The following is a 13,459-nucleotide window of genomic DNA, read 5'->3' as shown; positions in this document are numbered from 1 at the left end:
CGCGGAAGATTCCCGCCCAGCTACTTTCGGGAGTGGCGAGCGACACGTGCCCTGTTGCCGCACGTGTTGCTGCACCACTGTTGTCCACTCCTCAGTTGGGTGAAATAGAGAACGCAATGAGGCCCGTCGCACTTTCGCAGTCTGGAAAACTCCGGTTCGGTGAGCACATCAACTGCAGACAGGAAGACCTCCGCCAGAAAATCATCTAAACGGTCAGCACCGTGGGCGAGATGCACATCAAAGGTTCCACTTGTTCCGGAGAAACTCGGAGCAATGTTCACTTCTTTCGCGAGGGAATTAAACGCCTTCGCCGCCCGCGGAGAGTCGCCCGCTAGTGCCGCATCGTAAGCTTCCGAGATTTTAACCCTTGCGCTCCTCAGCTGTTCCAGTTGTTCAGCATCGATCCCACCAACGTCCGCAACGCCCAACTCTTGCGACATGGCTCTGAACCAATTCCGCGCCGTTTCCTTGGTTGCCAACGCATCGACTAGCTCCCGGCCGTCATAAAACCGGGAACTAAGGAATCGGGTCGCCGCAGGCTCAAGTGGGCGGACTAGGGCGCCGTCTACTACGTACTGAGTCTTCACTTCACCCTCCTGTCGTGCGGAATCTACCGCTACGCCAAGACTAACGTGAATATAACTAATGGCATTCCCATTAATTCCAGTAATGTTGGGATCGCCCTAATGCCCTTGCCATTAATTGGAGATACTATGTTCACTACCGCAGCCCCGCCTCGCCCCCCGATCCGCACCATTGCCGTTTCAACCCTTTCAAGCTGCGCAGCGCTAGGAGTTCTCGCAGCGCTCACTGCCGCTTCAGGGCATCCATGGCTCATTCCTCCCATGGCCGCATCCATGGCCTTGATCATGGGGGTTCCGCATCTCCCCCTTGCTCAGCCACGAAATGTCGTAGGTGGCCAGACCCTCAGCGCATTGGTGGGAGTTCTGGTCGGACTCTTCGGAGATTCCCTATGGCTTGGCGCTTTGGCTGGCGGCTTGGCTCTCGGAGCCATGATGGCCGCCCGCATGCCCCACTCCCCCGCAGCGGCTACTGCTGTCCTCGGAGTGAGCGTGGATACCAACGTGGGTTTCGTTGCCCTCGCACTGTTGGCCGCGGTTGTTCTTGTCGTCGTTGGGCTGGCCGGAAATAGGCTCAACGGAGCTGAGTACCCGAGGTACTTTTGGTGATCGCCCAAACTGGCCCAGACCCCCACCCTGGGAAATTTCCCTATCATGGGCCACGTAAGCCAATCGCCCATACGAAAGGTAGTAGAACAATGGCTGTTTACACGCTTCCTGATCTGCCGTACGCGTACGACGCTCTGGAGCCGCACATCTCCGCTGAGATTATGGAGCTGCACCACGACAAGCACCACGCGAACTACGTCGCTGGCGCTAACGCTGCCCTGGAGGCTCTCGAGGAGGAGCGCAACGGCGAGGCTAACCCGGACAAGCTGCGCGCCCTGTCCAAGAACCTGGCGTTCAACCTGGGTGGCCACACCAACCACACCATTTTCTGGCAGAACATGTCCCCGAACGGTGGCGGCGAGCCGACCGGCGAGATCGCTGAGGCCATCAACCGCGACTTCAACTCCTTCGAGGCTTTCCAGAAGCAGTTCGAGGGCGTTGCAACCTCCATCCACGGCTCCGGCTGGGCGGTGCTGGGCTACGACCACATCGCTGGCCGCCTGATCATCCAGCAGCTGACCGACCAGCAGGGCAACATTTCCGTTGACTTCACCCCGCTGCTCATGTTGGACATGTGGGAGCACGCGTTCTACCTGCAGTACAAGAACGTCAAGGCTGACTACGCCAAGGCATTCTGGAACGTTGTCAACTGGGAGGATGTCGCCGAGCGTTACGCTAAGGCCTCCGCCTAACCATCGCTTGACTGCTTGAAGCGCGAAAGTCGCTTCAAGCTGAAAGGGACCGCCACTACCCAGAAAGTGGCGGTCCCTTCACGCATTCCCGGGGCTGGAGGTGCCTGGGTGCGTAACCTGATTTTCGCAACGAGATCGGCGGAGTTCCGAACTCGCCTTTCACTATAAGTAAGGCTGACCTAAACAAGCAAGGTTTTTGCAACATTAAATGCGCTTAATTGCTTATCGACGCCCTGACCTGCCCGGATTAGACCCCTTGGGCGAAGAGTAGTTGGATAGGAGCTATGGCACCCGACAGACAAGCAGGCATACGCAAAGGCACACCGGAGTACCGGCGCGCCTCGTTCGCGCTGCTGTTCGCGGGACTCGCCATCTTCAACTCGCTCTACGCCACGCAGGCTCTGCTGCCCACCTTGACTGACGAGCTCGGCATGACCGAGGGCCAAGCAGCTCTGACGGTCTCGGCAACAACCGGCGGACTGGCGCTCTGCGTCGTGCCAGCGTCGATCCTTTCGGAACGGTTCGGCCGCGGCAGGGTGCTCATCATTTCAGCGTTGCTCGCCACCACGCTCGGGCTTGCTTTGCCATTGGCGCAAACAGGCGGGCAGCTCATCGCGATGCGCTTTATCCAGGGTTGCCTCATCGCCGGCACCCCGGCAGTGGCGATGACGTGGATCTCGGAGGAAATCGCTGCCGAGGACTCCGCCGGAGCGATGGGGCTGTACGTGGCAGGCAACTCGATCGGCGGGCTGATCGGTCGCCTTGTTCCCGCGTTCACCTTAGAGGTCGCAGGCTGGCGCACCGCCCTGTTCGCCGGGGCGGTCACGGCTCTGACGTTCGCGTGCATCATGTGGGCACTGCTGCCTAACCAGAAGCAGTTCGAGCCGAAACCGCTGCATTTCTCCAGCGAGGCGACAGCTATCGCCCGCCACCTCACCGACTGGCGCCTCGTGGCCCTCTACGCCTGCGCGTTTTTGGGCATGGGCATGTTCGTCTCCGTCTACAACATGTTCGGCTTCCGGGCGATCGAGCACTTCGGGCTCCCGCCGGCGCTGGCAGGGCTTGTCTACGTGATGTATTTGTCGGGCACATGGTCGTCGGCACGCGCGGGCAACTACGTGCAGCGCGCTGGGCGCGGCCGGGTCATGGTGATCACCGCGGTGCTCATGCTCATCGGCGCGCTCATCCTCATCAGCCCGAACCTGTGGGTCACGCTCGTCGGGTTGCTGCTGTTCACGGCCAGCTTCTTCGCCATGCACTCGGTGGCGTCCGGCTGGGTGGGCCAAGTGGCAACTCGCGACAGGGCGGAAGCCTCGAGCGGGTACGTGTTCTTCTACTACGTCGGATCGTCGGCACTCGGCGCGTTGACGGGCTGGCTCTTCCAGTACCTCGACTGGCCGAGCTTCATCGGGGTCGTCGCTGGATTCCTCGTGGCGCTCACGGCGATCGCAGTGTGGCTCGCGCTCACAGTGAAGAAAGGCGCGGCACCCCGGGCGCACCAGCCATAAGCATCCGTCGCACGGCGGCAGTGGCACGGCAATCGTCCTCGTTATAGCGCTCCAGCGCCGCCCGCGCGGACATGTCCCCGGTGCGCGCTTCACGGCGCAGCGCCACTGACTCTTCCCCGTCCACATCGCCGGCCCATTCGTACCCGGCAATGGGCGCGACCACTTTCAGCCCTAGCCCGTCCGTGCCCACCAGCAAGCGGCGCACCCACGTGAACACGTCGACCCACTCGTCGGAAGCAATGAAGTCGCGGACTTCGTTTTCGCTTATCGACGCAAACCGCCGCGCCGACCCCATCAACCAGTGGTTCTCCCCACCAGCCGCGTAGCAATACGCCCGGAATGCCTTTCCCTCGGCGTGAGCAGCAGCGCGCAGGCCCATGAGCCAGTTCCAGAACGCCGCGAAGTTCTCCTCCTCGGCCACGGAATCCGGGCCGACCTCTTCCCACGTAGAGAAGGCGCGGTACGTCTGACCGTCGAACGCGCCCCACAGATAGGCACCCTGGTCGAGGTAGGCCTCCATGTCGATGTCCACTTCAACATCAGCCCGCAGTTCTGCAGGCGGGGCGAAGTCGTCGCGGGCGAGAACTGGGATCCCGGCGCGCCACGCGCGGGCGATCTGGGAGGACTCGCCAAGATCAGCATCCATAACGGCCTGGACTGTCTCCAAGCCCTTAAGACGCAGCGGTTCGGCGCGCTGACCGGGAAAGACGAGCGAGATATCGTCCATTGCGAGCAACTCCGGCTCGCACAGTTCCCAGAACCGGCAGGTCGCGCACTGTTTCAGGCGCACCGGGCGGTCGGGCGTGGGCAAAGCAAGAGCGGTGCGGAGCGCCTCCTCATAGCGGGTCACGTCAGTGAGGTAGGCCCGTTCGCGGTCCTGGCCGACGGCGGCGGCCTGCCCGCTGGCGTATCCGAGGTCGTCAAGCAGTATGTGCGCGAGCGCAGCGCGGTACCCGTCGATAGTGTGGTGCCGCAGCTTGGCACGGACCTCAAGGGGCTTACCCAGGCCCAACCGGCGCGTGGGGATGAACCGCAGCGTCGCCGATGGGCGCGACCGGGCGACGCGGTGGTTGGAAATCACCACGGGCAGGTAGGTCCCATCTTCAAGACGGGCGAGGATGTCGATCTCCGCCACCACCGGCACCCCGTCGATCGTCCCGGTCAAAGCGCCGTTCGTGATCAAGGTGGCGCCTTTGGCCAGCGCTGCGCGGGTGTGACCTTCTGCCGCGAAAACATCTGCGGCGGGATCGATGTCGATGCGCGAGAAGGGTTTACGGCGGCCATCCCCCATGGCTCTTCGGACAGGCAAGAGGGTGAATGCGGCGGCGCGTCCGGCGTCGATAAGCGGCTGGCGGCGCTCCGCCTCAGGCAGCGGCGGAATCTCGGGGTGGGCGATGCGCTGGCGCAGGCGGTAACGGCAACCGACAAGGTCACTCGCCCGCACCAAAGACGTTTCCTCGCTCACGGAAACCAAGCCTAACGGCCAGAGATGGGTAAAGTTGAACCGGACAAGTTATTTAAGGAGATACTCATGGGACTGTTCGAAACCATCCGCAAATCCCGCGCGAAGACCAAGGCTGAAATCAAGGCCGCTGAGGCGAAAGCGCGCCAGCTGGCTAAGGAAGAAGCCAAAAACGACAAACACATGGCCAAGCTGCTGGACAAGGCTGAAAAGCGCCTGCTGAAAGAGGAAAAGCAGGGCCTGAAGCGCAAGCGCAAGCACGAGCAGAATCTGGCCAAGAACGAGCTGAAGAAGATCCAGGAGTCTGGCTTGACCAAGAAGAAGGCCAAGCAGTGGGTCGGTGCGTCGCGCATTTTGCTGCCGATCCTCATCCCGCTCGCTTACCGCGCACTGACCACCTACCAGCAGAACAAGGTCAACGACCGCGCACGTGCCGCTGGCCTGACCGCCAACGAGATGGCGCGTTTTTCCACCCAGGGCGCTGAGCTCAAGGGCCGCGTGCAGGCGATCCGTTCGCAGGCGCAGAATAACGACGCGCTCAAGGACGACTTCCGCCGCGATGTCGAGGTGCGTTGCGACGAGATCGAGGCCGCCGTCAACAATGTCGAGCAGATGAACGACGCGCAGCGACGCCTGGCTCACGAGACGATCGACCGCGACATCAACAAACTGACCGCGGAGATCCAGGAAAAGACCCTCCGCTAATCCCTGCTGTAACGAGCTTGCGAGTTACAGCACTCCCTGTTCACGCGCCGATGCCACTGCTGACGTGCGTGAACGCACGCCCAGCTTGTCGTAGATATGGACGAGGTGGGACTTCACGGTCGCCTCTGACAGCATGAGGCGTTGGCCGATCTCGCGGTTCGAGGAGCCCCCGGCGACAAGCTGAAGCACCTCGAGCTCACGCGGGGTGAGCGAGGAGCGCGGGGTGCGGTCGCGGGTTTGCAGGCGGTCGCGCACCATCGGGGACATGGCCTGGTCGCCCTTGGCGGTGGAGCGCACAGCGGCCAGCAGCTCGGCGGGCGGGGCATCTTTGAGCAGGTAGCCGACAGCACCGGCTTCGATCGCGCCGAGAATGTCCACGTCGGTGTCGTAGTTGGTCACCACGAGCACTTTCGGCGGGTTCTCCATGGAGGCGCGGATCTCGCGGGTGGCTTCCGCGCCCGTGGTCACCCGCGCGCCCTGCGCGCCCGCGCCGAAGCGCAGGTCCATGAGGATGACATCGATTCCACCTGCCTGAGCTGTGGCGATAGCTCCTTCAGCAGTCGCCACCTCCCCCACGACGATGATGTCGTCAGCCTCTTCCAGGATGGCGCGCAGGCCAAGGCGGACGATCTCGTGGTCGTCGGCAAGCAAGACACGAATCATTCTTCCTCCTCAATCTTTCGATTGATAGTATCACCGTCGGGCACCACGATCGACAATGCCGTGGAGCCTGACGGCGCGGACTCGATGATGAGCTCTCCGCCCAACTCCCGGGCACGGGTGCGCATTGCGTCGAGCCCGAGGTGGCCGAGCCCGCTGGGACGCTCCGGCAGCGCATCCACATCGAACCCCTGACCATTATCGACGACGTCTAGCCGCACCTCATCCGGTGCGAACGTCAGCGTCACCCGCGCCATCGATGCGCCCGAATGCTTGACGACGTTACCCACCGCCCCCTGCGCAATCCGCAACAGTCCCGCCTCCACGCGCATCGGCAGCTGACGCGGCTGACCGTCTACGTCGACGGTAATGTCCATCTCCCCGGCCTGCGCGAACGATCCCGCGATCCGTTCCAGCGCCTCCGGCAGCGAGGTCTCCGACAGCGGCGCCGGCGTGAGCGCCGCGATCATCGCGCGTGTTTCCGCCAGGTTGTCCGACGCAGAATGTCGAGCCACTTCGATGCGGCGCAGCGGGCTGGCAAGTTCCTCGCGCTCAAGCCCGGTGCTCATCAGATCGCGTTCAGCGGCGTGCAGCAGCATTTGGATACTCGACAGCGACTGTGCCACCGTGTCATGAATCTCGTGCGCGAGACGCTGGCGCTCCTGAACCACGCCCGCCTCGCGCTCTTTGAGTGCGAGTGCTTCTTGCGTATCGACGAGTTCTTGGATGAGCGCCTCCCTTTCCGCACTCACCCGGGCAATGACCTTGAACGCGTACGTGATCATGATGACCACCAGCGCCGAGACGGTGGGACCCATCACCCCGCCGAGGGTGAGCCCATCCGGGATTTGCACGAGAATGGAGATCGCCAACACCCCGACGACGCCAACCACGCCGTACCAGCCATTGAACGCGCGCATGAACAGGAAGAACAGGATGAACACCCAGTAGACGGCCACCGGGGTCAGGAACATCGCCGCGACCCACACGGCCGTCAGCGCGAGCATCCACAGCACCCGCGCGATGGCGTTCCAGCGGCGCATCTGCAACACACCGAACGAGTAGATCCCGCCGAAGGTGATGATGAGCAAAACCAGGGTCACCGCCTGGCTGATGTGCATGCGGAACACCCCGCCCAGGGAGACCAGTAGCAACGCCACTGTCAGCGCGGCGATGCCCGTGTCCAGGGCGCGGTTGTCCGGCAGCCCGGCGACCCGGTCGGGCCGACCGCTTTCCGCAGATACCGTGGAGACCATGCGCAAGAGCGTACCCCGAGCTTCCACGTTTCTAGCCTTAGAATGATGCACATGACATCCCGTCGCGTGCTGGCCGCCATTCTCGCCGTGATTCCCCTTCTTCTTGCAGGCTGCTCCGAGTCCGGCGACGCCGCGTCTGAGCGCGTCACGGTCGAGGTGCCCACCACCGTGACCGTCACTGCCGACCCGACAGACCTTCCATCTTCCTTCACCCACTACGTGGCCCTCGGCGACTCGTATGCTGCGATGGGGTCCGCCTCCGGGCCATTCGTCGGCCCCGCCTTCTGCGCCCGCAGCGAAGACAACTACCCGCACGAGCTGGCGAAACTCTACAGCGGCATCAATGCCAAGCGCGGCTTCACCGATGCGACCTGCCAAGGCTCCACCACCGAGCACATCCTGTCCGACCGCGACATCACCGGCGCAGACATCCCCGCCCCCGTCCTCGACGCAGAGGTCAAAGACACCGCAACGGGTGCGGCGACGGTGACGGAGAGTTCGTCGACAAGCACTGCGACGTCGACAAGCAGCATGAGTTCTCCCACCACGACCGAGGATGCTGGCGCAAGCACCATCACCGCCCAGATCGAAGCCCTCGAACCGGATACGGACCTGATCACGCTGTCGATCGGCGGCAACGACATCCACTTCGGGCCGTGGAGCCGCTGCATCACAGGCATGGTCGAGGACCGCGGCGAGGCAGACTGCGACGAGGGACTGTACGACGACACCGCCCGCGCCCTCGTTGACCTGCCAAAACGCCTCGACGCGATCTACGCACGCATCAACGAGAAGACCCCGAACGCGACGATCATCACCACCGGTTACATGCCGCTGCTGTCCATGGAGGACGATTGCGAGCGCACGACGGATCTGCCCAGCGGCACGTTGAACTGGGCCGCCGGGTTGACCGTGACCATGAACGCAATGGTGCGCGATGCCGCAGTGCGCAACGGCGCACTGTTTGTCATGCCCCCGAACGCGGATTTCCACTCCGTCTGCGCGCCGGCCAGCGAGCGCTGGACCGACCTGACCGGTGAGGAAACCGACTCCTTTGCCGTGCACCCGACACCGACCGGGCAGAAACAAATGGCCGAAGCGATCGCGGATGTCTTGGCGAAACTGTAGTTCACCAATGCACCGAAGTTTTAGGAGCCGTCGTGGGCATGGCCTAAAATCAACCCTCGGTACGTAGAGGAGAGTGAGGCATGCTCGAAGCGTTCGTCTACCCGGTGTCCGCGGTGATGAAGCTGTGGCACTGGCTGCTGGCGGATGTGTTCAACGTGGCTCCCGACACAGCCTGGGTGCTGTCAATCTGCCTTCTCGTGCTCACCGTGCGCGGTCTGCTGGTCCCGTCCTATTGGTCGACGTTCAAATCCAGCCGCAAGATGCTCATGATGCGGCCTGAGCAAATCGCGCTCGAAGAACGCTACGGCGCCTCCCTAAAGCCAGACGACATCACAGCGCACGAGAAGGCGCTGAAGGAACTGAACAAGGAGTACGGGTACAACCCGCTGTCCGGCTGCATCCCGCCGCTGGTGCAGCTGCCGTTCATTTTGGGCCTGTACCGCCTACTCATCTGGATGTCCGTCCCCGAGAACGGCCGCACGGGCAGCGACATCGGCCTGCTCAACCCTGATGACATTGCCGGCTTCCTCGAAGCGTCCTTCCTTGGCGTGCCGCTGCCGGCGTACGTGTCCATGAGCCAGGAGCAGTTCGCGGCGCTGGGCACTACTGGCGACGACGTGCGCGCAGTGGCCATTCCGCTGCTCATCTTCGCGATCATCTTCACCACCTTCAACATGTTCGTCTCCCAGCTGCGCAGCCGCGTGCACATGGACTGGAACGAACGCATGGCCGTGCGCATCTACGACTTGATGTGGTGGCTCATGCTGCTGATACCCGTCATGCTCGGTTTCGTGGGCATGACCGGTCTGATCCCCATTGCGTTGTTGATGTACTGGTTCATCAGCAACCTGTGGACCCTGTGCCAGACAGCGATCATGTGGTACCTGCTTACCCGCAAGTACCCGCTCGAGCCGCACCACCTTGAACACGTCGAGGAAGCCCGCACCGACGCGCAGAATAAGGAGGCGAAGCGCTCCCGCCGCAGCCGCAACCTGCAGGCACTCGCCCACCCGTCGACGCTCCCGGAGGTCCGCCGCACCATCAAGGCAGAAAAGCAGGCGGAGAAGCAGGCACTCAAGGACAAAAAAGCGGAAAAGAAAAGCCTCAAGAAAGAAAAGAGCAAAGTCCGCTCCGACATGCGCAAAGCAGAGATGGAGGAACGGAAGAAAGCGCGGGAAAAAGCGAAGGCTGAAGCGAAAACCGGCTCTAAATTGAGTAGTCAGCCGGAGGAGCCGACAGCATCTGACGCGCCAAATCCCGACCAGTCATAAGCGGCCCCACGGTCCGGCTCACGCGCGCACCCGTCATCCCGCCGTCAAGGAAGATGAGCAGCTGGTTCGCCTGCGTTTCCGAGGGGTAACCGTTCTTCCGGTTGAGCAGCTCCGTCATTGTGGAGTGCATCCAGCGGCGGTGCTCTAGGCACGCGGCGACAATGTCGCGTTCTGACTCTGTCTCCGGGCGCGGGTATTCGGCAGCAGCGTTGAGAAACGGTGAGCCGCGGAAATCCTTCTCCGGCTCCTCCTCGATCGCCATGTCGAAGAAGGCGAGAATTTTCTCGTCGGCATCGATCATCATTGAAGTGCGCTCGACCCAGCGATCACGAAACTGCGAATCAAGCCGTTCGATGTACGCGATGACCAGGTTATCCTTCGACCCCAGCAGCGAGTACAGCGATGCCTTCGCCACATCCGCCTCACGCAGGATGCGGTCGATACCGATGACACGGATGCCCTCTTCAGTGAACAATTTTGTGGCGGCATCGAGCAGGCGCTGACGGGGACTGGGCCTGTTGCGGCGACGCGATGCCGGCTGTTTCTTGCTCACCTGTCTCAATATAGACAAACCGGTACGTCCATTCAAAGGTTTGCCCGCCCGAGCACGAAACAGCTCCCGCCCAATATGGGCGGGAGCTCATCTGCGACTCGGCGATTAGCGACGAGTAGCCGTGACCTTGTTGACAACCCACAGAACAATGACCGCACCCAAGATGCACGTCAGGAAGCTGAAGAGCCAACCCTTCGACTCCATGTCGATGACCAAGGACATAAGACCGCCGCCGACGAGACCACCGACAACACCGCACGCGATGTTAGCGAGAATGCCCATTGACGCGTCGCGGTTCATAATCATCGAAGCGATCCATCCTGCGAGACCACCAAAGACGATCCAGCCCAAGAGACTAAACCCAATTCCCATGATAATTTCCCTCTTTCTAGCGATTTCTAAATTTCGGACATAAACCATTATGCCCGAAAACTAGTATGCCCCCAAAGGCGAAACCGTGGGCAACAGAAAACCCACGGTTCCATAACGGTTTGGCTGCCATTGCAACCCTGCCCCGGTTTACTTCGGCAACTTCTCCGGGCGCACAACCATCATTGGGCAGGGCGCGGCCTGCAGCAACGCCCGCGAGGTGGAGCCGAGCAGCATGCCCTTGAAGCCGCCGCGGCCGTGGGAACCGGTGATGAGCAGCTGGGCGCCCTGCGCCTGCTCCACCAAAGCGCGCACCGGCCGGTCGCGGGTGACCACCTTGCGCACTGCGACATCGGGGAACTCAGCAGAGAAGGAGGACAATGCGTCCTCAAGCTTCTTCGCCCGCTGCTGATCCACCTGCTGCAGTTGATCCTCGGTGACGATCGCGCCGGCGGCTGGGGAGGAATTATCCATGTAGGTGTGCACCGCGATGAGCTCGGCACCGCGGGCCTGCGCTTCCTCGAAGGCGACCTGAGTGGCCTTGACGGAGACCTCGGAGCCGTCGACACCGACGACAAGCGGGCCGTACTTCGTATCTTCCGTCACCGCGTTGTCATCGCGCACGACCACGACCGGGCACGAAGCGTGAGACACGACTGCGGCGGAGACTGAACCCAGTACCATGCCGGACAGTCCGCCCAGACCACGGGAACCCATGACGATCATCGTGGATTCCTTGGACAGATCCAGCAGCATGTCGATCGGGGATCCCTCCGCGACCGTGTGCCCGATCTTGATGTCGGGAGCGACCTCGAGAGCGATGTCGCGGGCATCAGCGATCTTGCGCAGGCATTCGTTCTGCAGATCGTCGTACAGCTCCTGCGGAGGCACCATGCCTTCGGCGTAGAGAAACTGCGGCATGGTGTACGAGGACGCGAGACGCAGCGGAACGCCGCGCTTGTTAGCGGTGTTGGCCGCCCAACGGACGGCATTGTTCGACGGCTCGCCACCATCAACGGCGACGACAACCATATCTTCACGGCTCATGAGGGTGCCTTTCCTCGTTCTTATCTGACACCCCCATCATACCGCCGCGGGGGTCGGTTTACTTGGGGATTTCGATCGGACGGGCCGGTTCCGCGTTAGCCGGGAAGAGGATGGTGTAGATCGTCCACAGGACATCCTTGATCGTCTTGCCGATACCTTCACTGAAGAAAGCCGTCAGTTGGCCCAGAATTGCATCAATATTCATGGGGAATAAGTTAGTACATGTGACAGAAGTTGGGAAGAGGAACCGTAAACCTTTACCTCCGCGCGATGGCCTCGGCGCGTCGCGAGCGCGTGTTCCGGACGGTGAGCCGTGGGTCGCCCGGGACTTCATTTGGCATCTCGTGTCCACACAGCGCCACCGCCACCCGCTTGACGACGAGTCCGCCGTGACATCCCGCTTCACCGCGGGCGAGGTCGTGCTTATCGACGGCACCCCCCTCACCCCCAGTGACCTAGTACCGCCAGGAACGGACGTCTTTTTCTACCGGCGCCCCGCCCCGGAGCCGCGCGTGCCGTTCGAAGTAACTGTCGTCTACGAAGACGACGCCATCATGGTGGTGAATAAGCCTCCGTTCCTGGCCACCATGCCCCGGGCATCACACATCACCGAAAACGCGACGGTGCGCTTACGCCGTTCGACGGGAAACGAAGAACTCACGCCGGCGCACCGCCTCGACCGCATGACGTCCGGCCTTCTCTTATTCACCAAAAAGGCCTCCGTGCGGGGCGCTTACCAGCAACTCTTCGCGTCGCGGGCGGTCGCCAAACTTTATGAGGCTGTGGCCGACGACATCGGCCCGTCATTGCCCGCACGTCCGTCAGCGAATTCGCCATTGGTATGGGAGCACCACATTGTGAAGCGGGAGGGTGAGCTGGCGTCGTCCATCACCGTAGATGCCATCCCGAACTCACTCACATACGTCACAGACATCACACCGTTGCAAGGAGGTGCTGCCCGATATCTCTTACAGCCGGTAACGGGCCGCACCCATCAGCTCCGAGTGCAGATGCACGCTGCCGGCGCTCCTATTCACGGGGATCCTGTCTATCCGGAGCTACTTCCAGCGTCTGCTGAAGACTTCTCCCGGCCAATGCTGCTTGCGGCCGTCGGGCTCGCTTTCACCGACCCCCTAACCGGCGTGAAGCGAACCTTCACTGCACCAGGGTTCTCGGGACAAGCGATTCCGGGGCTGAAGCAAAAAGTGGGTGAAGACAGATAGTGCGCCCTGGTACCTAAGCGGTAGAAGCTGACCGTATAAGGGCGGTGGGCAAGCGACGATCAAGGCTGCCGCAACACACTCCGCGTTCCTACGACCCGATGTCCAATTAGTGGGAGCTAGCTTCCGTTACCGGCAGCAGCACCCTTGTTGTTCCATCTGTCCAACTGAGCGAAGTTGTCTAGAACAACGAGTAGCAGCCCAAACATACCCAGAACTGAGGCCAATCTGCCAATGGTGTTTGGGTTACCGGACGACAGGTCGTTGGTGATTCAGCGTGTGCTTTCGGCCCATGCGGAGGACTCTTCGGCCCGTGTGCGCGTGTTATTTGCGGTAGTGTCTGCTTGCGCTGCTGATACGGTGTCGGGTTGTGCCGGGGTGGTGTGTGCGTGTGCTGG

General features: G+C 61.9%; 15 protein-coding genes. 7 read left to right on the top strand and 8 right to left on the bottom strand.

All coding sequences use genetic code 11. The features are described from left to right. Positions 1–20: 20 nt before the first annotated feature. A complete protein-coding gene (locus KBX19_RS11395; RefSeq protein ID WP_255998639.1) occupies positions 21–587 on the bottom strand; it encodes an ABATE domain-containing protein in 567 nt (188 codons plus the stop codon). Positions 588–845: 258 nt separating this feature from the next. On the opposite strand from KBX19_RS11395, the gene KBX19_RS09505 reads away from it, so the two are divergent. The 3 genes from KBX19_RS09505 (at position 846) to KBX19_RS09495 (ending at position 3,390) form a co-directional block, all read left to right on the top strand. After that, on the top strand, positions 846–1,190 hold the full coding sequence (locus KBX19_RS09505; RefSeq protein WP_255998638.1) for an HPP family protein: 345 nt from the start codon (positions 846–848) through the stop codon (positions 1,188–1,190). Between the two features lie 89 nt (positions 1,191–1,279). Further along, positions 1,280–1,882 carry a superoxide dismutase gene (locus KBX19_RS09500; protein WP_005287955.1) on the top strand — a complete coding sequence of 201 codons (603 nt, stop codon included), beginning with the start codon at positions 1,280–1,282 and terminating at the stop codon, positions 1,880–1,882. A 284-nt stretch (positions 1,883–2,166) separates the two neighbouring features. Beyond that, entirely contained in the window at positions 2,167–3,390 is a 1,224-nt protein-coding gene (locus KBX19_RS09495; protein ID WP_255995821.1) for an MFS transporter, read from the top strand. Here KBX19_RS09495 and KBX19_RS09490 read toward each other — a convergent pair. Further along, the gene (locus tag KBX19_RS09490) at positions 3,347–4,864 is read right to left on the bottom strand and encodes a TM0106 family RecB-like putative nuclease (protein WP_005287949.1); all 1,518 of its coding nucleotides are present in this window, start codon (positions 4,862–4,864) and stop codon (positions 3,347–3,349) included. The genes KBX19_RS09495 and KBX19_RS09490 overlap by 44 nt on opposite strands. Positions 4,865–4,921: 57 nt before the next feature. On the opposite strand from KBX19_RS09490, the gene KBX19_RS09485 reads away from it, so the two are divergent. After that, entirely contained in the window at positions 4,922–5,557 is a 636-nt protein-coding gene (locus KBX19_RS09485) for a DUF6474 family protein (protein WP_255998635.1), read from the top strand. Positions 5,558–5,581: 24 nt separating this feature from the next. Here KBX19_RS09485 and KBX19_RS09480 read toward each other — a convergent pair whose 3' ends face one another. Both KBX19_RS09480 and KBX19_RS09475 read right to left on the bottom strand, forming a co-directional pair. Continuing rightward, complete coding sequence (locus KBX19_RS09480; RefSeq protein ID WP_005287943.1) at positions 5,582–6,220, bottom strand: response regulator transcription factor; 639 nt, start codon at positions 6,218–6,220, stop codon at positions 5,582–5,584. Beyond that, positions 6,217–7,473 carry a sensor histidine kinase gene (locus KBX19_RS09475; protein WP_255998633.1) on the bottom strand — a complete coding sequence of 419 codons (1,257 nt, stop codon included), beginning with the start codon at positions 7,471–7,473 and terminating at the stop codon, positions 6,217–6,219. Before KBX19_RS09475 ends, KBX19_RS09480 begins: the two co-directional genes overlap by 4 nt. Before the next feature lie 51 nt (positions 7,474–7,524). On the opposite strand from KBX19_RS09475, the gene KBX19_RS09470 reads away from it, so the two are divergent. Together KBX19_RS09470 and yidC are read left to right on the top strand one after the other, a co-directional pair. Continuing rightward, on the top strand, positions 7,525–8,601 hold the full coding sequence (locus KBX19_RS09470; protein ID WP_255998631.1) for an SGNH/GDSL hydrolase family protein: 1,077 nt from the start codon (positions 7,525–7,527) through the stop codon (positions 8,599–8,601). Positions 8,602–8,681: 80 nt separating this feature from the next. Next, on the top strand, positions 8,682–9,872 hold the full coding sequence (gene yidC, locus KBX19_RS09465) for a membrane protein insertase YidC (RefSeq protein ID WP_255998629.1): 1,191 nt from the start codon (positions 8,682–8,684) through the stop codon (positions 9,870–9,872). On the opposite strand, the gene KBX19_RS09460 is transcribed toward yidC, so the two are convergent. From KBX19_RS09460 to KBX19_RS09445, 4 genes are all read right to left on the bottom strand, one after another. Next, the gene (locus KBX19_RS09460) at positions 9,808–10,425 is read right to left on the bottom strand and encodes a TetR/AcrR family transcriptional regulator (protein WP_370687017.1); all 618 of its coding nucleotides are present in this window, start codon (positions 10,423–10,425) and stop codon (positions 9,808–9,810) included. The two genes, yidC and KBX19_RS09460, sit on opposite strands and share 65 nt — an antisense overlap. A gap of 105 nt (positions 10,426–10,530) precedes the next feature. Beyond that, positions 10,531–10,797 carry a GlsB/YeaQ/YmgE family stress response membrane protein gene (locus KBX19_RS09455; RefSeq protein WP_255998625.1) on the bottom strand — a complete coding sequence of 89 codons (267 nt, stop codon included), beginning with the start codon at positions 10,795–10,797 and terminating at the stop codon, positions 10,531–10,533. A 147-nt stretch (positions 10,798–10,944) separates the two neighbouring features. After that, complete coding sequence (locus tag KBX19_RS09450) at positions 10,945–11,841, bottom strand: universal stress protein (protein WP_255998623.1); 897 nt, start codon at positions 11,839–11,841, stop codon at positions 10,945–10,947. Positions 11,842–11,899: 58 nt separating this feature from the next. Beyond that, positions 11,900–12,046 (bottom strand): hypothetical protein, encoded by a 147-nt coding sequence (locus tag KBX19_RS09445; protein ID WP_005287921.1) that lies wholly within the window; start codon positions 12,044–12,046, stop codon positions 11,900–11,902. On the opposite strand from KBX19_RS09445, the gene KBX19_RS09440 reads away from it, so the two are divergent. Continuing rightward, positions 12,045–13,064 (top strand): pseudouridine synthase, encoded by a 1,020-nt coding sequence (locus KBX19_RS09440; protein WP_305083815.1) that lies wholly within the window; start codon positions 12,045–12,047, stop codon positions 13,062–13,064. The genes KBX19_RS09445 and KBX19_RS09440 overlap by 2 nt on opposite strands. Positions 13,065–13,459: the final 395 nt, after the last annotated feature.

This window comes from Corynebacterium sp. CCUG 71335, assembly GCF_024454075.1.
Taxonomy (GTDB): Bacteria; Actinomycetota; Actinomycetes; order Mycobacteriales; family Mycobacteriaceae; genus Corynebacterium; species Corynebacterium genitalium.
This window is presented reverse-complemented; position numbering and strand designations above follow the sequence as displayed.